21 protein-coding genes are annotated in these 23,181 nt (G+C 49.1%); 15 read left to right on the top strand and 6 right to left on the bottom strand.

Annotated features, from left to right (window positions below; genetic code table 11):
• The first annotated feature begins 238 nt into the window (after nucleotides 1-238).
• From pfkA to lysS, 5 genes are all read left to right on the top strand, one after another.
• Complete coding sequence (pfkA, locus tag QZT18_RS16265) at nucleotides 239-1,213, top strand: 6-phosphofructokinase (protein ID WP_125142264.1); 975 nt, start codon at nucleotides 239-241, stop codon at nucleotides 1,211-1,213.
• Between the two features lie 201 nt (nucleotides 1,214-1,414).
• Complete coding sequence (locus tag QZT18_RS16260) at nucleotides 1,415-1,798, top strand: DUF6145 family protein (RefSeq protein WP_294149350.1); 384 nt, start codon at nucleotides 1,415-1,417, stop codon at nucleotides 1,796-1,798.
• Nucleotides 1,799-1,834: 36 nt separating this feature from the next.
• On the top strand, nucleotides 1,835-2,794 hold the full coding sequence (gene dusB, locus QZT18_RS16255; RefSeq protein WP_294149348.1) for a tRNA dihydrouridine synthase DusB: 960 nt from the start codon (nucleotides 1,835-1,837) through the stop codon (nucleotides 2,792-2,794).
• A gap of 146 nt (nucleotides 2,795-2,940) precedes the next feature.
• Nucleotides 2,941-3,423: a transcription elongation factor GreA gene (gene greA, locus QZT18_RS16250; RefSeq protein WP_125142267.1), complete on the top strand. Its 483-nt coding sequence runs from the start codon at nucleotides 2,941-2,943 to the stop codon at nucleotides 3,421-3,423.
• 27 nt (nucleotides 3,424-3,450) lie between these two features.
• Nucleotides 3,451-5,391 carry a lysine--tRNA ligase gene (gene lysS, locus QZT18_RS16245; protein WP_294149346.1) on the top strand — a complete coding sequence of 647 codons (1,941 nt, stop codon included), beginning with the start codon at nucleotides 3,451-3,453 and terminating at the stop codon, nucleotides 5,389-5,391.
• Nucleotides 5,392-5,622: 231 nt separating this feature from the next.
• On the opposite strand, the gene QZT18_RS16240 is transcribed toward lysS, so the two are convergent.
• Nucleotides 5,623-6,519: a LysR family transcriptional regulator gene (locus tag QZT18_RS16240; RefSeq protein WP_294149344.1), complete on the bottom strand. Its 897-nt coding sequence runs from the start codon at nucleotides 6,517-6,519 to the stop codon at nucleotides 5,623-5,625.
• A 267-nt stretch (nucleotides 6,520-6,786) separates the two neighbouring features.
• Between QZT18_RS16240 and QZT18_RS16235 the strand changes: the two genes are divergently transcribed.
• Together QZT18_RS16235 and QZT18_RS16230 are read left to right on the top strand one after the other, a co-directional pair.
• Nucleotides 6,787-7,413 (top strand): YitT family protein, encoded by a 627-nt coding sequence (locus QZT18_RS16235; RefSeq protein WP_294149342.1) that lies wholly within the window; start codon nucleotides 6,787-6,789, stop codon nucleotides 7,411-7,413.
• Between the two features lie 32 nt (nucleotides 7,414-7,445).
• Nucleotides 7,446-7,952, top strand: coding sequence for a GNAT family N-acetyltransferase (locus QZT18_RS16230; RefSeq protein WP_294149339.1), 507 nt, complete (start codon nucleotides 7,446-7,448; stop codon nucleotides 7,950-7,952).
• 297 nt (nucleotides 7,953-8,249) lie between these two features.
• On the opposite strand, the gene QZT18_RS16225 is transcribed toward QZT18_RS16230, so the two are convergent.
• The 4 genes from QZT18_RS16225 to QZT18_RS16210 all read right to left on the bottom strand — a co-directional run bounded on the left by QZT18_RS16225 (nucleotide 8,250) and on the right by QZT18_RS16210 (nucleotide 12,664).
• On the bottom strand, nucleotides 8,250-8,576 hold the full coding sequence (locus QZT18_RS16225; RefSeq protein ID WP_294149338.1) for a YolD-like family protein: 327 nt from the start codon (nucleotides 8,574-8,576) through the stop codon (nucleotides 8,250-8,252).
• The gene (locus QZT18_RS16220; RefSeq protein WP_294149336.1) at nucleotides 8,566-9,831 is read right to left on the bottom strand and encodes a DNA repair protein; all 1,266 of its coding nucleotides are present in this window, start codon (nucleotides 9,829-9,831) and stop codon (nucleotides 8,566-8,568) included. The genes QZT18_RS16225 and QZT18_RS16220 overlap by 11 nt, the downstream gene beginning before the upstream one ends.
• Before the next feature lie 275 nt (nucleotides 9,832-10,106).
• Nucleotides 10,107-12,191 carry a diguanylate cyclase domain-containing protein gene (locus QZT18_RS16215; RefSeq protein ID WP_294149334.1) on the bottom strand — a complete coding sequence of 695 codons (2,085 nt, stop codon included), beginning with the start codon at nucleotides 12,189-12,191 and terminating at the stop codon, nucleotides 10,107-10,109.
• A gap of 122 nt (nucleotides 12,192-12,313) precedes the next feature.
• Nucleotides 12,314-12,664: an Hpt domain-containing protein gene (locus QZT18_RS16210; protein WP_294149332.1), complete on the bottom strand. Its 351-nt coding sequence runs from the start codon at nucleotides 12,662-12,664 to the stop codon at nucleotides 12,314-12,316.
• Between the two features lie 473 nt (nucleotides 12,665-13,137).
• On the opposite strand from QZT18_RS16210, the gene QZT18_RS16205 reads away from it, so the two are divergent.
• From QZT18_RS16205 to QZT18_RS16175, 7 genes are all read left to right on the top strand, one after another.
• A complete protein-coding gene (locus tag QZT18_RS16205) occupies nucleotides 13,138-13,908 on the top strand; it encodes an IclR family transcriptional regulator (RefSeq protein ID WP_294149330.1) in 771 nt (256 codons plus the stop codon).
• 267 nt (nucleotides 13,909-14,175) lie between these two features.
• Nucleotides 14,176-14,943 (top strand): IclR family transcriptional regulator, encoded by a 768-nt coding sequence (locus QZT18_RS16200; RefSeq protein WP_294149328.1) that lies wholly within the window; start codon nucleotides 14,176-14,178, stop codon nucleotides 14,941-14,943.
• Nucleotides 14,944-14,987: 44 nt separating this feature from the next.
• Nucleotides 14,988-16,085 (top strand): DUF917 family protein, encoded by a 1,098-nt coding sequence (locus QZT18_RS16195; RefSeq protein ID WP_294149326.1) that lies wholly within the window; start codon nucleotides 14,988-14,990, stop codon nucleotides 16,083-16,085.
• Nucleotides 16,086-16,112: 27 nt separating this feature from the next.
• Nucleotides 16,113-17,699 (top strand): OPT/YSL family transporter, encoded by a 1,587-nt coding sequence (locus tag QZT18_RS16190; RefSeq protein WP_294149325.1) that lies wholly within the window; start codon nucleotides 16,113-16,115, stop codon nucleotides 17,697-17,699.
• Nucleotides 17,700-17,889: 190 nt separating this feature from the next.
• Nucleotides 17,890-18,837, top strand: a complete 948-nt coding sequence (locus QZT18_RS16185; protein ID WP_294149323.1) for a DUF1177 domain-containing protein — start codon at nucleotides 17,890-17,892, stop codon at nucleotides 18,835-18,837.
• Nucleotides 18,838-18,872: 35 nt separating this feature from the next.
• Nucleotides 18,873-19,541 (top strand): AroM family protein, encoded by a 669-nt coding sequence (locus QZT18_RS16180; protein ID WP_294149321.1) that lies wholly within the window; start codon nucleotides 18,873-18,875, stop codon nucleotides 19,539-19,541.
• A 29-nt stretch (nucleotides 19,542-19,570) separates the two neighbouring features.
• Entirely contained in the window at nucleotides 19,571-20,512 is a 942-nt protein-coding gene (locus QZT18_RS16175; protein WP_294149318.1) for an aminopeptidase, read from the top strand.
• A 171-nt stretch (nucleotides 20,513-20,683) separates the two neighbouring features.
• On the opposite strand, the gene QZT18_RS16170 is transcribed toward QZT18_RS16175, so the two are convergent.
• Entirely contained in the window at nucleotides 20,684-21,598 is a 915-nt protein-coding gene (locus QZT18_RS16170; protein ID WP_294149317.1) for a LysR family transcriptional regulator, read from the bottom strand.
• 192 nt (nucleotides 21,599-21,790) lie between these two features.
• Here QZT18_RS16170 and QZT18_RS16165 point away from each other — a divergent pair, with 192 nt between their 5' ends.
• Nucleotides 21,791-23,155: a M20/M25/M40 family metallo-hydrolase gene (locus QZT18_RS16165; protein ID WP_294149315.1), complete on the top strand. Its 1,365-nt coding sequence runs from the start codon at nucleotides 21,791-21,793 to the stop codon at nucleotides 23,153-23,155.
• Nucleotides 23,156-23,181 lie beyond the last annotated feature (26 nt).

Genomic DNA, 23,181 nt, shown 5'->3' with positions numbered 1-23,181 from the left:
ACTTTTTCTGCCCGGATTTCCCACCCGCGACAACCTAACGCCCGGGACTGAAGACACATAGTCCTTCCCCACCATTCCGAACCCCGACCGTCCCGGCGGCGTTCTCTTTCTTCAACTCCCTCCTAGTTAAAAAAATATCACAAACCCCTTGAAAAGAAGGATAAAATGCATTAGAATAAGATGAATTGAGGAAAAAACCAGATTTGCTGACAGAAATAGCGGGATGGAGGAATATGCTATGACAAAAGAGGTAAAGACGATCGGTGTTTTAACCAGCGGTGGAGATGCGCCGGGAATGAATGCGTGTATCAGGTCGGTTGTGAGAACAGCCATCAACAAGGGAATGAAGGTAAAGGGCATTATGAGAGGTTATGCCGGACTGCTTCAGGAAGAGATTGTTGATATGGACGGTACAAGCGTAGCGGATACCATCGGACGCGGCGGCACGATTCTTTACACGGCACGATGTCCCGAGTTTACCACAGCCGAAGGACAGAAAAAGGGTGCTGAAATTTGTAAGAAACACGGAATCGACGGCCTGGTAGTAATCGGCGGCGACGGTTCTTACCGCGGTGCGGGAAAGCTTTCCGCCCTGGGTGTGAACACGGTAGGCCTTCCGGGAACCATCGATCTTGACATAGCCTGTACCGATTATACGATTGGTTTTGACACCGCAATTAACACGGCGATGGAAGCCATTGATAAAGTAAGGGATACATCCACATCCCATGAGCGATGCAGTATTATTGAAGTTATGGGACGTCATGCCGGTTATATCGCCCTCTGGTGCGGTATTGCCAATGGAGCGGAGGACATTCTTCTTCCGGAGCGTTATGACGGCAATGAACAGGTTCTGATTAACAGAATTATAGAGAACAGGAAACGCGGCAAGAAACACCACATTATTATCAATGCGGAGGGAATCGGCCATTCGGCTTCCATGGCAAGAAGAATTGAGGCGGCTACCGGTCTTGAGACGAGGGCCACAATCCTCGGATACATGCAGAGGGGCGGAGCGCCCACCTGTAAGGACAGGGTTTACGCATCCATCATGGGCGCCAAGGCGGTGGAACTTCTGGCCGAGGGAAAGACAAACCGGGTTGTTGCATATAAGCACGGAGAATTTGTAGACTTCGATATTCAGGAAGCGCTGAATATGACGAAAGACATTCCGGAAGATCAGTACGAGATCAGCAAGCTCCTGGTGAGATAAATGGTACGGTTTTAACGATAAAAAGAAAGAAACGGTGAAGGGAATGCTTTGCAGACTTCTCACCGTCACCGACAAAGGCATGATGTCCGGAGGACAGAATGCCTTTTGATGTGTAACGGAGGCAGAAAAGTCACGGAAGATAGAAAAGTACCGGAAGACAGAAAAGTACCGGAGGATAGAAAAGTAACGGAGGGCGGAAAAATGGAACATACGGCAGGCCGGAACGCGGAGGAGAACATTGTTCTCTGCGGAGCCAACTCCTATGTGGAAAAATATTATTTTAACGAGCAGTTTGCAGGACTCCCGGAGGGAGTGAAAGAGGAACTGAGGATTATGTGCGTGCTCTTTACGGAAGACGTGGGAGGCACGATAATGCTGGAATTCACTCCGGAAGGGACACTGGAATTCCGGGTGGAGGCCGAGGAGACGGATTATCTCTTTGATGAGATAGGAAGCGGCCTCAAGATCAGGCAGTACCAGAGAGAAAAAAGGGAGCTTTTGGAATCGCTGGAGCTTTACTATAAGGTTTTTGTCCTCGGAATGCCGGCGGACGGGCTGCTTGACGATACAGAGGAAACGGATTAAATAAAAAATACGATTCACATAATAAAGGCAGGACAGATGAAGTTAAAAATAGGAAATGTAGAGCTGGAGAATAATGTGACGCTGGCCCCGATGGCCGGTGTCACGGACCTTCCGTTCCGGCTGCTGTGCAAGGAGCAGGGATGCGGCCTGATGTGCACGGAGATGGTCAGCGCCAAAGCGCTTCTCTATAATAACAGAAATACGAAGCCGATTCTTGAGATGAGGGAGGAAGAACGCCCGATTGCAGTCCAGCTGTTCGGTTCCGATCCCGATATCATGAGTGATATGGCCCTGAGACTGGAAGAAGGGCCATATGATATTATCGATGTCAATATGGGCTGCCCGGTCCCAAAGATTGTAAACAACGGGGAGGGGTCGGCTCTGATGAAGAATCCGAAGCTGGCGGAGGAGATACTCACGGCAATGGTGAAAAAACTGCACAAACCCGTAACCGTCAAATTCCGCAAGGGATTTAACGATGACTGCGTCAATGCGGTGGAATTTGCAAGGATGGCGGAGAGCTGCGGAGTGGCTGCGGTCGCCGTCCACGGCAGGACGAGGGAGCAGTACTATTCCGGCAAAGCGGACTGGGACATCATCCGGCAGGTCAAGGAGGCCGTGAAAATACCGGTAATCGGAAACGGAGATATTTTTACGCCTGAAGATGCCGGACGTATGATGGAAAAGACCGGCTGCGACGGAATCATGGTGGCCAGAGGAGCCAAGGGAAATCCATGGCTGTTCAGGCGCATTAACCACTATCTCGACACGGGAGAGTTTCTGCCGCCTCCGACTAAGGAGGAGCTGAAGGCCACAATCATCCGGCACGGAGAACTGCAGACGGGATACAAGGGTGAAGAGATTGCGATGCGGGAGATGCGCAAGCATGTGGCGTGGTATACGGCGGGTTATCCGAATTCATCTTCGCTGAGAAATGACATTAATAAGGTCAGCACGATGGAGGAATTAATCGCCCTGATCGAAGAACGGATTTAAATGCGGAGAACGGTAACAAACCCCTTGTAAATAAACGGAAAACGCCGTTTCCGATTCTTGACAAGGGGGACTTTATCAGTTATAATAATGCGATGCAATATTAGAACGATTTCGGAGACGAATTATCGGAAGGAAGGATAGTTGTCATGGCAGAGAAGAAAAATATTTTAACGTATGCAGGTCTCAAGCAGTATGAAGATGAACTGCAGGATCTGAAAGTGAATAAACGAAGAGAGATCGCCCAGAAAATTAAGGAAGCAAGAGAGCAGGGAGATTTATCCGAGAACGCGGAGTACGATGCAGCGAAAGATGAGCAGAGAGACATAGAGGCCAGGATCGAGGCTCTTGAGAAGCTTCTCAAGAACGCGGAAGTCGTTGTGGAAGACGAGATCGACCTTGACAAGATCAGCGTTGGCTGTAAAGTAAAACTTCTGGACGTGGAAGAGGACGAGGAGATGGAGTTTAAGATCGTCGGTTCCACAGAGGCAAACAGCCTTCAGAACAAGATTTCCAACGAGTCTCCCGTAGGCCATGCACTGCTTGGCAAGAAACAGGGCGAGACGGTAAAGGTAGAGACACAGGCAGGAATGATTCACTATAAAATACTGGAAATCCAGAGAGTATCATAATCTAAGTTCACAAAGGAGTGGAAGAAATTGGCAGAGCAGAATCAGCAGAACCAGCAGAATAAGAAGGAAGAGCAGGATTTAAACCAGCTTCTCAAGGTACGACGTGACAAACTGGCGGAGCTTCAGGAGAATGGCAGAGATCCGTTTCAGATTACGAAATTTGACGTGACGGCACACAGTGCCGACGTGAAGGATCACTTTGAGGAGATGGAAGGCAAAGAGGTAACCCTGGCTGGACGCATGATGTCCAAACGTGTCATGGGTAAGGCATCTTTCTGCAACATCCAGGACTTAAAGGGAAATGTTCAGTCTTACGTTGCCAGGGACAGTATCGGCGAAGAGTCCTATAAAGAATTCAAGAAGATGGATATCGGTGACATCGTAGGAATCAGAGGCACGGTATTTAAAACCAAGACAGGTGAGATTTCCATCCATGCGGAGGCCGTAACCCTTCTTTCCAAGAGCTTACAGATTCTGCCGGAGAAATTCCACGGCCTTACCAATACAGATATGCGTTACAGACAGCGTTATGTGGATCTGATCATGAACCCGGAGGTGCGCGATACCTTTGTAAAGCGTTCCCAGATTCTCAAGGAAGTCCGCAACTTCCTCGACGGCCGCGGTTTTATGGAAGTTGAGACACCGATGCTGGTTCCGAACGCAGGCGGCGCTGCCGCAAGACCTTTTACAACGCACTACAACGCACTGGACGAGGACGTGAAACTGCGTATCTCTCTGGAGCTGTATTTAAAGAGACTGATTGTAGGCGGTCTTGAGAGAGTATACGAGATTGGACGTGTATTCCGTAACGAGGGCGTGGATACGAGACACAACCCGGAATTCACCCTGATGGAGTTATACCAGGCATATACGGATTACTACGGAATGATGGAACTCGTCGAGACCATGTTCCGCGAAGTGGCGAAGAAGGTTCTCGGCACAGCAAAGATCGTGTACGACGGTGTTGAGATCGATCTGGAGAAGCCGTTTGAGAGAATTACAATGGTGGATGCCCTGAAGAAATATAAGGGAATCGACTTTACAACCATTAAGACGGACGAGGAAGCAAAGGCTCTGGCCGATCAGTACCACATCGAGTATGAGGCCAGACATAAGAAGGGCGACATCCTGAGTATGCTGTTTGAGGAGTTTGTAGAGGAACACCTGATACAGCCTACCTTTATCCTGGATCACCCGATCGAGATTTCTCCTCTGACCAAGAAGAAACCGGAGAATCCGGAATACACGGAGCGCTTCGAGCTGTTTATCACAAAGAGAGAGATGGCGAACGCATACTCCGAGTTAAATGATCCCCTGGATCAGATTGAACGTTTCAAGGCACAGGAAGCGCTGCTGGCGGCAGGCGACGAGGAAGCCAACTCCATGGATGACGACTTTGTCAACGCCCTGATGGTAGGTATGCCTCCGACAGGCGGCATCGGCATCGGTATGGACCGTTTTATCATGCTGCTTACCGATTCCTATGCAATCAGAGACGTTCTGCTCTTCCCGACGATGAAGACGCTCGGCGGTTCCGACACACCTGCAAAAGCAGAGAAGACGGCGCAGGAGAGCAGGGTACAGGAAACCATCGATTTTTCAAAGGTTAAAATCGAACCGCTTTTTGAGGAAATGGTAGACTTTGAGACATTTGCAAAGTCCGATTACCGGGCTGTAAAGGTGAAAGACTGTACGGCAGTTCCGAAGAGCAAGAAGCTTTTAAAGTTCACTCTTGACGACGGTTCCGGCACGGACCGCACGATTTTAAGCGGAATCCATGAGTATTATGAGCCGGAAGAGCTGATTGGAAAGACGGCGATTGCAATCGTAAATCTGCCTCCGCGTCCTATGATGGGCATCGACTCCTGCGGAATGCTGATCTCAGCAGTTCATGAGGAGGATGGAAAAGAAGGTCTGAACCTTTTGATGGTAGATGACCGTATTCCGGCAGGCGCGAAACTGTACTAAAACTCCTGATTTTTATAACCTATACCGGATACCAGACCGTTACGGGTGATAAGAACGGCAAGTGAATAAAATTGATTCAGGACATTTCCCAACAATGGGAAATGTCCTTTTTTAATTCACAGGCAAGAGTTCCTATGAATTAAAAGCCTTTCAATGATATAAAAAACCTCCGGGCAGAAAATGTATGCCTGCGCCGAGCGTACAGCGGAGGTAACGAATTATGACGCTGTTTTATAATTTTGGCGTCTGTATCTCTTCCCTCAGCAGTCGGATAAATAATTCCATTGCAGGGGTAATCCACTTGTTTTTATGGTAGCTGCATACTGCGGTGATATTTTTAACGGAAGGTTCCAGAGGCAGTTCAATCAATTCCCCCTGCTCCAATTCTTTTTCGACCGAATAGCGCGGCAAAAATACAACGCCTAAATTGCTGGCAACACTGCGTTTTGCCGCCTCGATGCTTTCGATTTCCATTTCACCTTCCAGGACGATATCGGATTTTTCCAGGTATCCATTCAATATTTTGTGATAGATGCTGTTTTGATCTACAGTTACAAGGCAGATGGGTTTTCTTTGGCCCGTCCTTATAAAATCGCGCTCCTTTTCATCCAGAGCCGGGCTTGCGATGAGAGCCAGGGGATAGCCGGCCAGCGGTTCGGTGATGAGAGAAGAGCCGTAGCCCCCGACATCGTAATGGACGCCGATATCAATGCTGCCGTTCAGAAGCTGGTCCCGGATGATGTAGCAATTGGGAATCTGAAGGGATAATCTCACATTAGGGGCCTGTTCCCGAAAAGTTCTGATGACAGGCTGCATCTGATATACTAAAAGTGATTCCGGCATGGCAATCCGCAGCGTCCCTGTCAGTTCTTTGCCGCTCTTTCCATAGCATTCCATCTGCGCGGCGGCCTCCAAAGCGGCGTTTATGTAAGGAAGCAGTTCTTTCCCCGCCTCGGTTAATTCCATCTTCCGGCCGATTTTATCAAATAGTTTGACGGATAATTCCTGCTCGATAATCTGCATTTGTAAGGTTACGGTAGACTGTGCATAGTTTAACCGTTCGGCCGCCTTTTGAAAACTTCCTGTTTCGAGTATTGTCTTAAATGTTCTGAGGTATTTGAGCTCCATGCGCCTGCATCCTTCCATAGCTTTATTATATCAATTCAGTATTTCTGAATTGATGAATTTGTTTTTCTTATTAGACTGAATTATCTCTTTATGTTACTATAAAATAACAAACAGCAATTGTCAAGAAAGTGAATGCAGAGAAGTATAACAAGTGGAGAAGTATAGCAAGTGAAGAAGCATATCAAGTGAAGAAGCATATCAAGTGGAGATGTATACCAGGCTGAGGGGCGGATAAAAAAAGTATACCGGGAAAGAAGTATGGTAACTATGGGAGAAAGAGAGAGTAATGTGCTGTGCGTAAAGAGGGTGGCGGTCTATCTGCTCGGACTTTTCATGACCTGTATAGGAGTAGCGGCGGTTCTGAAAACCGGCTGGGGAGTCGATGCGTGGAACGGCGTGTTTGCAGGACTGGAGCGGTTAACGGCACTTTCGATCGGCTCCTGGTCCGTTATCATTCAGGGCTGTTTCTGGTGCATTGCCGCGTTTCTTAATAAAAGGGCCGATTTATACTGCATTATCCCCATTGCCCTCAAAGGAATATTGTTGGATATGGCCAGGGACGCCGTATTTTCGTTCTCCCTTCCGGAGACGGTACCGATGAAATGTTTTCTGTTTTTTGCAGGTTATGCCCTGGTGGGGCTTGGAACCGGTGTCTATGTGGAAACGGGCTATCCCCGGATGCCAATCGACGGCCTTATGCTGGCAATTGCCGATTACTTCTCATGGGATGTAAAAAAGTCGCGTTTCCTGATTGAAATCAGTGGTTTTACCACACTTCTGCTGGTACGCGGTCCTCTGGGAATTGGCACGGTCATTATTACTCTGACTATCGGTTACGCGGTCTCGGTGTCCAGAAAGTGGACGCGGACGGCTATTTTCAGAAAGAACGCATGAAATTTTAATAATCAATAACGGAGGGAAAAGAAATGGTGGAAATCAGAACCTATAGGGAAGAAGACCGGGATGAAGTGATTGCATTGGTGCTTCATTGCCAGAATGATGGAACACGGCCGTTCGTATCGGTTGATGATCAGCCGGAGCTTCTTAATATAAGGGAAAAGTATATGAAAAATGGAGGCTGCTTCTGGGTAGCTGAGGACAACGGGAAGATAGCAGGCAGCATTGGACTGATGAACTTTGGCAATGGAATTGCCGTCCTGAAGAAATTCTTTACCTACGAGGAGTACAGAAGCGCGCCCTGCCATCTGGGACGCAGGCTGTATGAGAAGCTGCTCCGCTACGCCGAAGACACCGGAATCAAAGCGCTGTACCTGGATACACCGAAGAATACGGACCGGGCCCATCGTTTCTATGAGAGAGCCGGTTTCAAAAAAGTCGGGATGGAACAGGTGCCGGTTCTCTATGATTATCCTTATGAAGACAGTGACTTCTTTTGCCTGGATTTGGGGGCGGCGGATGAAGCCGCCTGTTAAAAGCTGATAAATGCCGACCGGCAAGAGCCGGAGCATTTTACCTTTTCTGATAAGGCCGGTTTACCGGGCGGCTGCGGGCTTATCAGGCTTAACCTGGAGCAGGGTGACTGCGGCCTGTTTCTTAAGGCATGGTGAAATACAGGCTACGGCAGAAAACGGAAGCCCTTTTACAGAAGGAACGGCACCCCAGCCGGTTCTTCCAAAACCACATAAGTATGGGAAAACGTTTATGCACGGAGGGGAGCAACGCCCGCTGCTCCCCCTTACGCTTCACTTCACAGTGGAAATTCAAATTGCCTATAACTCGAAAAAATCTCCCTGTATCTCATAGATATCATCAAAACGGATCCTCGTATTGATGATTTTCAGGATCCGGCTGGTCAGCTCCAAGGAGGAGACCATGCCGGTGATTTTGATATATTCACCGTTTCGGAAATAGATAACAGTGATAATGTCGTTCTTTTTTACCTGGCGGAGCCGCCGGTCGAGTTCCTCCTTGCTCTCTTCGGAGAGTTCGGAGCGGGGAACGATGATGCGCTCCTTCTGAGCCAGCGCCTCACGAAATCCCTTCAGACAGTCAAAGGGAGCAAAGATTTTTGCCCGTTCTGTTTTCTCACTGCTCACCGCTCTTGTGACCTCCTATCTGCTGGTTGCGTTCCTGCGTTGTGGCTGCCTTCTGTAAATCCATGCCCTTTAAAATGGCGTTATTCCCGAACTTCTTTTTAATATTCAGGACGGCCTGCTGAACATCACGGTCCTTCTGTAATTCGGCGGGATCCGTAAACAGATCATACTGTTCATAAGCCTCGTCCACCAGTTTATTAAAGGAGATGCCAAGCCGGCGGATGGGGACGAGCCGGTTGACAATATCCTGGTACAGTTGTGTAAAATGTTTTGTGATGACCTTTACCGAATTTGTCGTAACCGGCATCGTGACGCTTCCCCTTGACGACTTTGTACCTTTTTGGGCGTAGCCGACGTAGAGGGACAGGGAATTGGTGACGAGATTTTTATCGACCAGGTCCAGGCAGAGCAGATCCACCATCTCTTTGAGAATCAGCAGTCCGTCTTCATAACTGTAGTCCGTCATCAGAACCTGGACCGTGGACAGAGAACTGTCCTTTGGGCGGTATGCTTTAATCTCGGCGATTGTAGTAGGTTCGCGGCCCCAGGCGTGATCGATCAGGTATTCCGCATCCACTCCAATCAATTTATAAAGTATGGCCTCATCTGCGTGTGCAATATCCCCCATCGTATAGATGCCGACGCCTGCAAGACGGCCGGATATCCCCTTTCCGATCCGCCAGAAGTCGGTGAGAGGTTTGTGGTTCCAAAGAGTCTTCTGATACAGGGACTCATCCAGATAACCGATATTATCCTTCGTGTGTTTCGCCGTGATATCCAGGGCGATCTTACTCAGATAAAGATTCGTCCCGATCCCGCAGGTGGCCGTAATGCCCAGGAAACCGCGGATGTCGTCCATGATGCGCACACCCAGTTCTCTTGCCGTAAGCTGGTAAAGCTCCAGATAGTCGGTGACATCCAGAAACGCCTCATCTACGGAATAGACGTAAATGTCTTCTTTCGAGATATATTTCAGGTAAATGGCATAGATTTCTGCGGAATACTCAATGTAGAGCTGCATCCGCGGAGGAGCCATAATATATTCAATTCCCGCAGGGATCTCATATACCCGGCACCGGTTGGGGACGCCGAGTGCTTTCAGAGAGGGTGAGACGGCCAGACAGATGGTACCCCTCTCACGTTCGGGATCGGCGACCACCAGATTCGTTGTTAACGGATTGAGGCCGCGCTCGGCGCATTCTACCGAGGCATAGAAAGATTTTAAATCAATACAGAGATAGATATGATCCGACATGGCATCCTCCCGCTGATATTATATAGAAATTTCCCGGATGGGTTCTATGTTTATTATACCAAACGGATGTTCGAAAGTAAACAGGGAAAGTACGGAAGAACTTTTAATTGTTGCTTAATCGTTACTGCTCACGGGCAGTATTCCGCGAGGTGTTTTTTGTGAGTGGAGCAAAGCGAAAGTCACAGAAAACCCGAGGGTTACGGCGCGAAACGGCGTTTTTTGCCGTTTCTGTGCATCGCGAAGCGTGTTGCTGGGCACGGAGTGGACAGTAACGTTTAGTCGGTATTAATGATAAACCCTGTACCGTCGGACTGCTTTGCCCTGTACATTGCGGCATCCGCCCTGCTGTAGAGTTCCCCGAAATCGGAGGATTTATCATCAAACAGAGCAACTCCGATACTGCAGCTGATATCCACAGAAATACCGCAGCAGGAAAAATGAGTGGCATTGGCCAGTTCCCGGGCTTTCTTCTCGGCCAGGGCGGCGGAGGATATATTTTTGATCAGAGCCATAAATTCATCACCGCCGATCCGGCCTACGATATCGTCATTCCTGAAGACGGAGCGGATCCTCCGTGCGACCTCCACCAGAACATGGTCACCCGGCATATGGCCGAAATTATCGTTAATCGATTTGAACTTATTTACGTCGATCATAAAAAGGGCATGTTTCTGGCCGGCGCCCTCGTCCGAGAGATATTCTTTTATCAAAGTGAGGGTAGTGTCATGGTTATAGAGTCCTGTCATCTGGTCGCGCTCGGCCAGTTGTTTTAAACGTTCCATTTCCCGGTGTTGTTTGTCTATGTTCCTGAAGTAGACGAAGGCCAGCAGATCGTTATTGATAGGATCCGTCATGATATGAAGTTCGAAACTGATCCAGGCCGGAACGCCGTCTATATTTCGTATAAACTCATAGTTAATGATATGGGTGTCCTCGGAAATTAACCGGCAGATAGAATCTTTTGAGAGGGAGTGGAAATACGCGGCTGCCTCTTCGGTGATGCCTGGAATCCGGGCCAGCATTTCAGGAAGACGGTCAAGGGTGAGGCTGTTTATAAAGGACCGGTCCTCCGGAAGGTCGGTATGGCTTTCTTCAATTCTGTTTCTGGTGATATTGACCCTGATTGTAGAGAAAATATCCGATGGCAGCGTCTTATTAAATTCAATTTCCCGCTCATACTGTTCAAGCATCATCCGCTGTTCCGTCACATCGCTTGATATGCCGATGGCACGGTAAGGCTTGCCCTTTTTGTCAAATGTATTGGTGTAGTGGATCTGTTCGTACCAATACCCGGAGCGGTCCGTTGTCCTGATTTTAAAGATACCCTCCGCCTTTTTTGCGCCGTTGGCCAAATCTTCATACATCCTGACAAAGGCATGGGCGCTGTCGGGATGGACGTATTCGGAGTCGATGAAGGACTGCGGAATATTGGGAATTACGGTGTCAAAGCCGTGTATCTCGGACGAATTATGTCCCTGGATTATGCTCTTTGTTTTAAAATCGTATTCCCAGATACTGATGCTGGTGCTCTCCAGGGCAATATTGGCGAGCTGTTCGTTGTAGCGTGCTTTTTCCTCCGCATTTTTCATCTCGGTGATGTCGATGCAGAGTGAAACAATTTTTTTGCCGTTTGAATCGTCGTGGGCATATCTTCCGTTTTCGCGGATCCAGATCGTTTCACCGTCTATTTTGCGCAGGCGGTATTCACGGATGAACTCCCCTCTGCCGGAAAGCTGTTCCCTCATGGTTCTCTCCGCTTCGGCGGACTCGTCCGGGGAGATGAGATTCTGCCATTTTCCATCCAGGGAGGTGAGGAGATCTTCCGAACTCCGGTAGCCCAGGTAGTGTGACAGGGACTCGCTTGCATAGTAAACGGGATAGTCCGGCAAATCGTAGACACACAGGGTTCCTCCCCGGAGCTGCCGGTTAATCAGATCCAGAAACTCTCTCTGCAGTGAGTCGTTATATGCATACCCGATACCGTAGTTGGAGAGGACATTATTCACCCTCAGCCGAACAAGGCCGGGATCTAACGGCTTATCGACGAAATCGGCGGCGCCCAGCGAAATTGCCTGCTGTTTGACTTTATCATCCCCAACGGAGGTAATGATAATGACCGGGATGCCGTTATTATAAACGGATTTGTTCTTTTCCCGGAGAAATGTAAAACCGTCCATGACCGGCATGGAGATGTCACAGATGATAAAAACCAGATCCTGGCGGTGCTGCTCCAGTAAAAAGAGCGCAGACCGGCCGTTCTCGGCTTCCAGCACCTCAAAGTTGTTTTTGAAAATCAGCTTTGCGATGTTCCTTGTTATCATGTCATCGTCCACGATTAATATCTTGTTTTTTCCGGACATGTTTCACCTTCTTTCATCAGTCTGCCGGGAAGAGAGCCGGGTACGGCAGAGGACCTGAGGCAGATAAGAAAACCGGCAGAAGGCCTGGAGCCTCCTGCCGGTTTACTGCACATGGCTGTTCACTAGCTGTTCTTATGTATCTCGTTGATGATAATCGTATATTCCCTTTGAGCTTTATCAAAGTGTTCCGGAATATCTTCCGGATGACCCTCCCGTACGCTAAGGACAAGAGCGGAACAGGCGGACTGAAGCCTGTTAAATCCCAGATTGGCCGCCACGCCCTTCAGGGCATGGGCATAATTCTCAACGGCGCCGTAATCGGCCGTATCAACGGCTTCCTGCAGAAAATGAAATACGGGATCGTCGGGAAAACCCGTCACAAATTTGTCCAGCAGACTTTCGTTATTGCAAAAACGTTCCAGGAGTGTTGCATATTCTGAGCCGATTATCTGATAGAAAGTTTCAAGCCTCATCTAATTGGACCTCCGGTCATTTTTACTTGTTTAGATATGGTTTATTATAATATAAAGAGGAGGATAATTCAAGCGATTCGACATTTTCCGACCAGACGGCCGAAGGACTGGTTACTGTTCACGGGCAGTATTCCGCGAGGTGTTTTTTGTGAGTGGAGCAAAGCGAAAGTCACAGAAAACCCGAGGGTTACGGCGCGACGCAACGAAAAGTGCGCGATGCGGACTTTTCATTACAATCAACGGCGCTTTTTGCCGTTTCTGTGCATCGCGAAGCATGTTGCTGGGCACGGAGTGAACAGTAACATGGACTGCGCGGAAAATGCCGAAGGAATCAGCGGCGGAATCCTTATTGCATTTTCCGGCAGAGAATAGTGATTGACAGATGGATGGCTGCGATTATATCATAGGAATGGAATACCATTATAAATTGCCGATTTCCAAGCGGGGGAACCGGCCGGGGAGAAGGAACTGCAATGAAAGAAGAAAAAGATAAATCAAAAAATCTTCAAACGGTGGAGCGCGCGCTGGATGTGCTGTATCTGTTTCATAAGTACAACGGAATTACCCTGAGCTTTGTGGCTGAGGAGATGAACATGAGTACAACGGTGGCCTACCGCCTTTTGTATACACTGGCAGACAGCGGCTTTCTCAGACAGGAGAAGGCCAGCAAAAAATATTATCTGGGGGAGAAGAGCCTGCTGCTTGGCTACAGGGCGATTCAGTCCCAGGAGCTGGAGAAAACGGCATATCCGATCATGAAAAACCTGGTGGGAAAATGCGGCCTGGGAGTAATCCTGACTTCCTGCGCGGATATGCAGAGCCTGTGTGTGGAAAAGATAGATGTGGAGGATGACCTGCAGCTCTCGATGAGAGTAGGAGGAATTTATCCAATCCATAAGGGGGCGTCGAACCGGCCTCTGCTGGCATATATGGAGCGGGAGAAGGCGGACACTTATATTGATTCCCTGGATATCACGGAGGAAGAGAAAGACGCCATGCGGCGTGAGATGGAGGAAATCAGGAAAAGAGGTTATGATCATACGCAGGGGCTATTGACACCGGGACTTTTTTCCATCGGATTTCCTGTGTTCGGAATGAGAAACAAGCTGATTTTCTGTATCAGCATCGGCGGGTACTGCTTTGATATGAAAGAGGAGCAGCGCCGGCTCTACCTCCATGAGACGCGAAAAGCGGCGGCGGAGCTGAGCCGTCTGTTTGGCGCGGAGGATTATCCGGGTCTCTGATATTGATTATCCTGGCGGGATGAAGGAACGTGAAATGCGTCCTTCGTCCCGCTATTTTTTTGAGTAACAATGAAAAGTTCGCGAAGCGTGCTTTTCGTTGTTACCCGGATGGAATTATTGCAAAAGTAACAAAAAACAAGACTATATTTTGTATAATTATTCATTAAAAACAGATTGACAGAAATGCTTTAGTGATTTATCATAATAACATAATTACGATTTAAGAAAATGATTTCCGCAAATAGGAAAAATAAAAGAGGTGATACAGTGAGCGAAGGCAGTGAAAAAGCAAAAGGTCTCCAGACGGTAGAGCGTGCGCTGGATGTGCTGTACCTGTTCCGTGAGTACGAGGGAATCACCCTGAGTTTTGTGGCCGAAAAGCTCAATATGAGTCCGGCCGTGGCCTATCGCCTGCTTTATACGCTGACCGGCAGTGGATTCCTGCGTCAGGAGAGGGCAGGGAAACGCTATTATCTGGGTGAGAAAAGTCTGATGCTCGGTTATCAGGCGATACGTTCCCAGGAAATCAGACAGACGGCGTATCCCGTTATGGAGAAGCTGAAACAGAGATGCGGCCTGGACGTTTATCTCACGGTCAGTGTGGACATGCAGAGCCTGTGTGTGGAGAAGCTCGATGTGGAGGATGACCTGCAGCTTTCGATGCGCGTAGGTGGAATCTATCCCATCCATAAGGGCGCATCCAACCGTCCGCTTCTGGCATTTGCCGATGAGAAAGCAAGGGAAAGTTACATCTCATCCCTGAAACTCGGAGAAGAGGAAAAAAAGAAGCTTGAGGGTGAGATGGAAGAGGTGAGAAAGAGAGGGTATGACTATACAAGAGGTCTCCTTTCGCCGGGACTTTTTGCCATCGGTATTCCCGTATTCGGGATGAGAAACAGGCTGGCCGGCTGCATCAGTGTCGGCGGATACAGCGTCGGGATGAAAGAAGAAAAATTCGACTCTTACCTGAAGGAGACCGCGGCCGCGGCCGCGGAAATAAGCCGTCTGTCGGGAGCCGAAGAGCAGGGAATGTAAATAAAGAACAAGAGAAATAGTTCAAGAGGAACAAGGAGGATATCATGGCGAAACTTAATTTAACAATGGAACATCTGGAGGCGGCGGTTTTAGGGGGCTGTGTTCTGGGCGGAGGCGGAGGCGGCTCCATGGAAAAGGGAATGAGAACGGCAAAACTGGGACTGGAGCTTGCACCCGTGACACTGGTAGATCCGGAGGATATGGATGAGGACGCGGTTCTTGTGAATGTGTCAAACGTAGGAGCGCCGTCCGCTACGGAAGCCTGGGTGGACCCGATGGATAACGGACGCGTAGTCACCGTACTCTGTGAGAAGATGGGAATCCAGGCAGACGGCATCATTACCAACGAGGCGGGAGGAAGCGCATCGGTGAACGGTTGGCTTCAGTGCGCTCTGTTGGGGCTCCCTCTGGTGGACGCTCCCTGTAACGGCAGGGCGCATCCGACCGGAGTCATGGGTTCCATGGGACTTCACCGGATTCCTGATTATTATTCCTACCAGGCGGCAGTCGGCGGAAAACGTGAGAATGGAAGAAGGATCGAGATGGCGGCGGGCGGCAGCCTGGGCAGCGTAGCCAGACTTGTCCGTGAGACGGCCGTGGAGGCCGCGGGTCTTGTGGCGGTTGCACGAAACCCGGTAACCCTTGCCTATGCAAAAGAGAACGGAGCCTGCGGCGCGGTAAGGCAGGCGATCGAACTGGGGCAGGCCATGATAGCCGCGAAACAGGAGGGCGCCGATGCTGTGCTGAAGGCGGTCTGTGATTTCCTGGGAGGCAGCATTATTGCAAAGGCAAAAGTAGAGCAGGTGGATTTGAAATGCAGCGGCGGATTTGACACGGGTGTTGTGAAGGTCGGGGATGTGGAACTGACTTTCTGGAATGAATATATGACGGCGGAAAAGAACGGCGAAAGGCTTGCAACATTCCCCGACCTTATCATGACCTTTGATGCGGAGACGGGAATCCCGGTCACTTCGGCCGAGGTGAAAGAGGGAATGATGGCGGCGGTTCTCGTAGTCGACAGGACGAAAATCAAGCTGGGAGCCGGCATGAAGGATCCGGAATTATTTGTTCCATGTGAGAAAGCAGTGGAGAGGGAGATGATCTCCTATGTCTTTCCTGAGGCGGAATGCAACAGCAAATAATACAAAAGAGGATGGTGGGTTAATAGTATGAAAGAAGAAAACAAGAATGTTAACAAAGTGAAAAATGAACACATATCGGCATTTGAACCGCAGATTATCGGAATTGGCGTTCTTCTGGCAGTCCTTTCCGCAATCATCTGTATGCAGATTATCGGAAAAGTCGGCGTAACTCCGAATACTTCCCTGATTGGAGCAATCTTTGCCATGCTGCTTGCGAGGATACCGCTTGCGTCCATGACGAAGTTCCGTTCCCTTGAAAGACAGAACCTGCTTCAGACAATCGTGTCCGGGGCCGGATTCTCCGCGGCAAACTGCGGATTCATCGCAGTCGGTATTTTATACGGAATCGGTAAGGCCGAATATATCATGCCGATGGCGGTCGGATGTATCGTAGGAACCGGAATTTCCGTAATCGTGGTAGGAAGACTTTTCGATTCAAAAATATTCCCGGCACGCGGAGCATGGCCTCCCGGAGTTGCCACAGCCAGCGCGATCCAGGCGGGTGATGAGGGCGGAAAGAAGGGAAAAAGGCTGATAGAAGGCCTTGCCCTCGGCGTAGTCGGCAGCTACTTCAAGATTCCGATGGCCGGAATCGGTATTGTATTTATTGCAAACATTTTCTCCATGGCAGGCCTTGGAATCGGTTTAATCCTGAGAGGGTATTCCACCGTTATTTTCCGCGGATTCAACATGGGAGCCTCCAATATTCCTCAGGGCGTCATGATTGGCGCCGGCGGCGTTGCCTTAATCCAGTCTCTTCTTATTATATTTAAAGATAAAAAGAAGGCAGGTCCCGTGGAACCGGTTGTGGACGACGTGACGGTTTCGGCGGGAGCGGCCAAGAAGACGATTTTCACAAGCTTTGGAGCTTATGCACTCGGCGCAATGGTTACTGCGGCGGTGACAGGCATCATCGGAGGAATGGCACCGGGAAAGATTGTCATCTGGGTTATCTGGGCGGCCTTCTCCTCAACCGTAGCCATGATGCTCGTTGGTATGGCGGCCATGCACTCCGGCTGGTTCCCGGCTTTTGCCATAACGACCATCTTTATGACACTCGGAATTTTCATGGGCTTTGAACCGCTTCCGCTGGCAGTGCTGACCGGATATATAGGTTCCGCGGGACCATGTTTCGCAGACATGGGATACGATTTAAAGACAGGCTGGATCCTTCGAGGCGAGGGTAAGGACCGTGAAAGAGAACTCTACGGAAGAAAACAGCAGGTTATCATTGAATTTATTGGTGTTGTAATCGGTATTGTGGTGGTAATGTTCTTTGCCATGATGTTTATGAAACAGGATATCATGCCCCCGATCAGCAAGGTGTTTGCGACGGCCGTATCGGCAGGGGCCGACGCTGCCATCATTAAGGAACTGCTTATCTGGGCCGTACCGGGAGCAATCATCCAGCTTATTTTTGGAAACAAGATGGTGGGCGTGCTTTTTGCAACAGGACTTCTTTTGAACAACCCGACCTACGGAATCGCAGTATTAATCGCAGTTGTAGTCCGCATGATTTTCGGTACGGAATTCATGGAAGTAAGGGATGCCGGTTTTATTGCGGGAGACGGACTTTTTGGATTCTTCTCCAACGTACTCAGGGCATTCTTCTGATAATGTGATATGTTTACATAGTTGATTACACAGCCGGTGATTCTGAAAAAGAAGCCGCGAAAGAGAAACCGTTATTAATGAAAAAAATGCTGCATATTCTCCGGGCCAAACAGAGAGTATGCAGTATTGAGAATTTATACCATTTGGAGGGTATGCAGGACTAAAATTTTATAACCGGGAGGACAATGCAATGTTATTAAAACAGTTAATAGAATTATATGATATATTGGACAGCAGTACGGCCAGCGGAGCGGCGGTGAAAGATTACCTCTGCGGCGTCAATGAGAATGCCGATGTAACCGTCTATGAGCTGAAAGGCGCCCGTGGGAAGACCGACATGATCCGGATCCGCGTCTGCGGCACAAACGGCAAAACGGCTGGAAAAGACGCTCCTACGATGGGCATTCTCGGAAGACTCGGCGGCCTGGGAGCGAGACCGGAAAGACTGGGCTTTGTATCCGACGGCGACGGAGCCCTGGTAGCCCTGGCAGTGGCGGCAAAGCTTCTGGATATGCAGAAAAAAGGTGATTATCTGGACGGCGACGTGGTGATATCCACCCACATCTGCCCCAATGCACCGACCCAGCCCCACAAACCGGTGGCATTTATGGGCTCTCCGGTCGAGATGGCTCAGGTAAATAAGGAGGAAGTGAACGGTGAACTGGATGCCATTCTGTCCGTGGACACGACAAAAGGCAACCGGATTATCAACCACCGCGGCTTTGCCATTTCCCCGACGGTCAAAGAGGGGTATATCCTGAAAGTGAGCGATGATTTACTGGATCTGATGCAGATTACAACGGGAAAATATCCCCAGGTATTTGCTCTGTCCATGCAGGATATTACACCTTACGGCAACGATGTCTATCATCTGAACAGCATTCTTCAGCCTTCAACGGCAACGGACGCGCCGGTTGTGGGAGTCGCCATAACGACCGAGACGGCGGTTCCGGGATGTGCGACGGGAGCAAGCCATATCACCGATTTGGAAGAGGCGGCCCGCTTTATGCTTGAGGCGGCCAAGGCATACGGACGCGGTGAATGCAGACTGTATGACAAGGAAGAATACGGAAGGCTCAGGAAACTCTACGGTTCCATGAAACGTCTCCAGACACTCGACGGGAAAGAGATTCAGTAGAGGAGAGAAGAGAGAATAGAAGAGAGGGGAAGGATATGAAAATAGGGGCGATTACCATCGGACAGGCTCCCAGGGAGGATGTGACCTGTGATGTACTTCCGCTTCTGGGGGAAGGGGTTACCCTGCTTCAGGCGGGAGGCCTGGACGGACTGACCAGAGAAGAGATTGAGGCATTTGCGCCGGAACCGGGAGACTATGTGCTTATTTCAAAGCTCCTGGACGGAACTTCGGTTGTATTTGCCGAAAAATATATCCTGCCGCGGCTTCAGTCCTGCATTGAACGGCTGGAGGAACAGGGCGTCAAGTTCATCATGTTCTTTTGCACGGGCAAGTTTCCGGACTGTTTCCGGAGCCGTGTCCCTCTGATTTTCCCCTGTGACCTGCTGAACGCCGTTGTGCCGGTCCTCACTCCGAATTCAAACATCGGCGTGATTACCCCAAAGTCGGAACAGATAGACCAGGCCATGGGCAAATGGCAGGAGCTGGTGAAACAGGTGAAGGTACTGGCGGCCTCGCCCTACGGTGATCCGGCCGAGCTTACGCGGGCGGCGCAGCAGATGCGGGAGGAGCCGGCAGACCTGATTGTCCTGGACTGTATCGGATATAATGTTTCCATGAAACAGGAGATGGAGGCGCTCAGCGGTAAACCGGTGGTGCTTGGAAGAACGCTCCTGGCCAGGATAGCCGGTGAAATAGCCGGTTAACGCAGTAGAAAAGGGAGGCAGCAGATAAAATGGATATTATCAATTGTGCAAAAAAGATTCTGACCGGATGCATGGATGTGAAACCGGAAGAAACCGTTCTGGTGGTGACGGACGACAACAAAATCGCCATTGGACAGGCCTTTTATGAGGCGGCGAAGCAGCTCGGCTGTGAGGCGCTGCTGATGACGATGAAGGAGAGGGAGTACTCGGGTCAGGAACCGCCGAAACCGGTGGCCGACGCGATGCTGAGTGCCGACGTGGTTCTCTGTCCGACGGCGAAATCCCTGACCCATACGAACGCAAAAATTGCGGCGGCAAAAAATGGAGCACGTATCGGGACCATGCCCAATATTGCGGAAGAAATGCTCTATCAGGGAGCCATGACCGCCGATTACGCCCGTGTCGAGGAACTGACCGGACAGGTGACGGAGCTTCTGACGAGTGCGAAGACAGCCAGGATCGAGAAAGAGGGCTATGTCCTGAACATTGATTTGGAGGGCAGAAAAGGCGTGCCCAGCACAGGCGTTTACAGGACGAAGGGAGCCGCCGGCAACCTGCCGTCGGGCGAGGCATACATCGCTCCGCTTGAGAACGGTTCCAACGGAGAAATGAAGATAGACGGCTCCATGGTGGGCCTCGGCAAACTGGAAGAGCCGCTCTTTGTAAAGGTGGAGAACGGAAAGCTGAAGGAAATCCGCGGTAAGAGAAGCGAGGAACTGTCCGTACTTCTGGCGAATGAAAACAACGCAACACTCGGAGAACTGGGAATCGGCACAAATGAGAAGGCCATTCTCTGCGGTGTTATTCTGGAAGATGAAAAGGTGTACGGGACGGTCCATATCGCCTTCGGAACCAATGTATCCTTCGGCGGGACGGTAAAAGCGGACTGCCATATGGATGGAATTATCCTGAAACCGGATCTGTATCTGGATGACCGGCTGATTATTAAAGGCGGAGAGTTTCAGATTTAATTGAGATACGGTAATACAGGTGGGAAATGCGTCACAGTACCAGAGCGTGTTTGAAAATTCATTCTTCAGACACGCTCTAACCAGTTAAAAAGAGTGGTCACAGATTATGCCAGACATTTGAGTTTGACATGACCTGTGACCACTCTTTTTAATATATAAAATAAATTCCCATTAAAACTTTGTTATGTCCATAGCGTCGGATAACATATTTGAAATTTTCTTTTCAAGCCTAGGAGGAAAATGTCCGGGCAGTGAAGCGGCAACAAAAGGAATCGGCTTCCTGTGCTGTAAAATATGATAACATTTTACAGGCCTGGAAAACTGGAACAGAGGAAGATAACTGCTAAGAGTAAAGGCCAGCCCGTATCCCATGGAAGCAAGATGTAATGAAGCTTCCTGTCTCTTGATTTCTTCACTGTGTTCCAGATGTAAAGAATACTGTCTGAGGATGGAATCGACAAGAATTCTAAGACTTGTCTTTTCCGTCAGTAAAAGAAAAGTTTCATCCAATATATCATTCAAATTAACGGCCGGATAACGGGAGTCTTTCTCTGAACAGGGAAGCGCTTTTTCTTCTGACGCAATAAGAAGCAAATCATCTTCACCGAGAGTTTGGAGCGCCAGTCCGGGAAGACGTTTATACTGGTTACAGAGAATTAGATCAAGCTGTCCTTCTTTTAAAAGATGAAAAAGGTTCTCGCCGTAACTTTCAATGAATGTTAACTTACAGCCTGGAAAACTTCTGTAAAAAGAAGCGTAAATTATAGGGGTAAGACGGGGGGCGCGCAGTTTTTGAATGCCTATTGTCAGGCTGAATGGCTGCTTTTCCGACAGCTTTTGAAGTGACAAATGAAATTCATCACGGCATCGTATAATCTGCTTCGCTTTTTCCAGATAAAGCTCTCCGGCCGGGGTGATGGAAAAGGATTTGTTGGTTCTGATAAAAAGTGTTACGCCCAGTTCTTCTTCTACGGCTGACAAGAATTTGCTGAGAGCCGGCTGAGATACATGCAGATGCTCGGCGGCTTTTGTAATGCTTTGGGATTCGGCAATTGAGATAATATATTCCTGCTCACGAAATTCCATGGTTCCTCCTGATTTTATATGAAACTGAAAGAGACATGTTAATTATAGCATAGGATAAATAATAAATATATATACTTTTGGTTATACACGGGCCGTCTGAATGAAATATGGATATTGTACAACAGATGTAAAACTGTGATAAATATAGAGTATCGATAGTAACAGCCCGGGCAGATAAACAGGAGGAAAGAAATGGAAACAAAACAATTCGTTCAGGAAATATATTCATATATCAATGCCAATAAAACCTTGCTTTTGGAGGACTGGTTTGAGTTGATACGTCATCCCAGCATCAGTGCGACCGGAGAAGGCGTTGAGGAATGCTGCTGCTGGCTTATGAAAAAGATGACTGATATGGGGATTGACGTGACCCGGTATCCGCTGGAGCCATACCCGGTTCTGGTGGGCAGATACGGAAATGACGCTGACAAAAAAACAGTTTTGATTTATGCCCATTATGATGTGAAACCTGCCGGGGAACGGAACTTGTGGAATTCGGATCCGTTTGAGCCGACGGTCAGGGAAGGAAAGGTTTATGCGAGAGGCAGCGCAGATAATAAGTCTCCTCTAATGGCACACCTGAAGGCGCTGCAGTTTTATCAGAGTCAAAATCGGGAACTTCCTGTTAATTTGATTTTTATTTTCGAGGGGTGCGAAGAGGAGGGGAGTAAAGGACTGCCGGAATTCTTACATGCACATAAGGAGGAATTGAAGGCGGATATTGTGTTTTTTAGTGACGGTCCTAAAGATCCCGGAGGACTTCCCATAATCGCACTTGGCGCGAAAGGAAATCTGAACATAAAAATCAGGATCCGCACTATGAATAAAGATGTACATTCACGATACGCCCCCGTCCTGCCATCCGCCGCCTGGCAGCTGGTAGAGCTGCTTGGAAAATTGAAGAGCGGGGACAGGGTGCTGGTGCCGGGATTTTACGATGGAATTATTCCTGCTAAAGACAAAGAAATGAAGATTATTAACAGTCTGCCGGAATCGGAGGAAAGGCTGAATAAGATATACAGTGCCGAATCATCCGGTTATGGAGCCGGATTTTACAAGCGGCTTCTATCAATGCCGTCTTTTAACATTTGCCAAATCCAATGCGGAGCCAACGGAGTGGTTCCGGGAACAGCAGAAGCGGCTTTGGATATTCGAACGGTGGCCGGGCAGGATGCAATGGATCTGTATGAAAAAGTTAAAACATATGTGGCCGAACTGGGATATAAGCAGGCTGAGGTAAGTCTGGAAGGAATATTGAAAGGCTCAAAAACCGACATTGAAACACCTTATCTTAATGTCATAGAGCAGGCGGCAAAATTAGTATATGGTGATTATATTGTTTATCCCTGCCGCCCCTCTTCCGCGCCGGATTATTTATGGACGGAAGTGCTGGGACTGCCTGCAATCCAGGTGCGGTGGAGCGATGCGGATTCCGACAATCATGCACCCAATGAACATTTGTCCATTAACGAATATTGCGACGGTATCGCAATGACGGTATCAGCGATTAACGAAATAGGAAAAATGGGGCGGGAAAATCAGGTGGAATCACATTAATTAAGACACTGATGATAGTGATGATA

Origin of the sequence: uncultured Clostridium sp. (assembly GCF_900547735.1) — a bacterium.
Classification (GTDB): domain Bacteria; phylum Bacillota; class Clostridia; order Lachnospirales; family Lachnospiraceae; genus Otoolea.
The sequence above is the reverse complement of the archived record's forward strand: the minus strand, read 5'-3'. Positions and strand labels throughout refer to the sequence as shown.

What these genes read in the sequence shown, in the direction of transcription:
- pfkA (WP_125142264.1), top strand. Translation starts at nt 239, where the DNA reads ATGACAAAAGAGGTAAAGACGATCGGTGTTTTAACCAGCGGTGGAGAT.
- QZT18_RS16260 (WP_294149350.1), top strand. Translation starts at nt 1,415, where the DNA reads ATGGAACATACGGCAGGCCGGAACGCGGAGGAGAACATTGTTCTCTGC.
- dusB (WP_294149348.1), top strand. Translation starts at nt 1,835, where the DNA reads ATGAAGTTAAAAATAGGAAATGTAGAGCTGGAGAATAATGTGACGCTG.
- greA (WP_125142267.1), top strand. Translation starts at nt 2,941, where the DNA reads ATGGCAGAGAAGAAAAATATTTTAACGTATGCAGGTCTCAAGCAGTAT.
- QZT18_RS16240 (WP_294149344.1), bottom strand. Translation starts at nt 6,519, where the DNA reads ATGGAGCTCAAATACCTCAGAACATTTAAGACAATACTCGAAACAGGA.
- QZT18_RS16235 (WP_294149342.1), top strand. Translation starts at nt 6,787, where the DNA reads ATGGGAGAAAGAGAGAGTAATGTGCTGTGCGTAAAGAGGGTGGCGGTC.
- QZT18_RS16230 (WP_294149339.1), top strand. Translation starts at nt 7,446, where the DNA reads ATGGTGGAAATCAGAACCTATAGGGAAGAAGACCGGGATGAAGTGATT.
- QZT18_RS16220 (WP_294149336.1), bottom strand. Translation starts at nt 9,831, where the DNA reads ATGTCGGATCATATCTATCTCTGTATTGATTTAAAATCTTTCTATGCC.
- QZT18_RS16215 (WP_294149334.1), bottom strand. Translation starts at nt 12,191, where the DNA reads ATGTCCGGAAAAAACAAGATATTAATCGTGGACGATGACATGATAACA.
- QZT18_RS16210 (WP_294149332.1), bottom strand. Translation starts at nt 12,664, where the DNA reads ATGAGGCTTGAAACTTTCTATCAGATAATCGGCTCAGAATATGCAACA.
- QZT18_RS16205 (WP_294149330.1), top strand. Translation starts at nt 13,138, where the DNA reads ATGAAAGAAGAAAAAGATAAATCAAAAAATCTTCAAACGGTGGAGCGC.
- QZT18_RS16195 (WP_294149326.1), top strand. Translation starts at nt 14,988, where the DNA reads ATGGCGAAACTTAATTTAACAATGGAACATCTGGAGGCGGCGGTTTTA.
- QZT18_RS16190 (WP_294149325.1), top strand. Translation starts at nt 16,113, where the DNA reads ATGAAAGAAGAAAACAAGAATGTTAACAAAGTGAAAAATGAACACATA.
- QZT18_RS16185 (WP_294149323.1), top strand. Translation starts at nt 17,890, where the DNA reads ATGTTATTAAAACAGTTAATAGAATTATATGATATATTGGACAGCAGT.
- QZT18_RS16180 (WP_294149321.1), top strand. Translation starts at nt 18,873, where the DNA reads ATGAAAATAGGGGCGATTACCATCGGACAGGCTCCCAGGGAGGATGTG.
- QZT18_RS16175 (WP_294149318.1), top strand. Translation starts at nt 19,571, where the DNA reads ATGGATATTATCAATTGTGCAAAAAAGATTCTGACCGGATGCATGGAT.
- QZT18_RS16170 (WP_294149317.1), bottom strand. Translation starts at nt 21,598, where the DNA reads ATGGAATTTCGTGAGCAGGAATATATTATCTCAATTGCCGAATCCCAA.
- QZT18_RS16165 (WP_294149315.1), top strand. Translation starts at nt 21,791, where the DNA reads ATGGAAACAAAACAATTCGTTCAGGAAATATATTCATATATCAATGCC.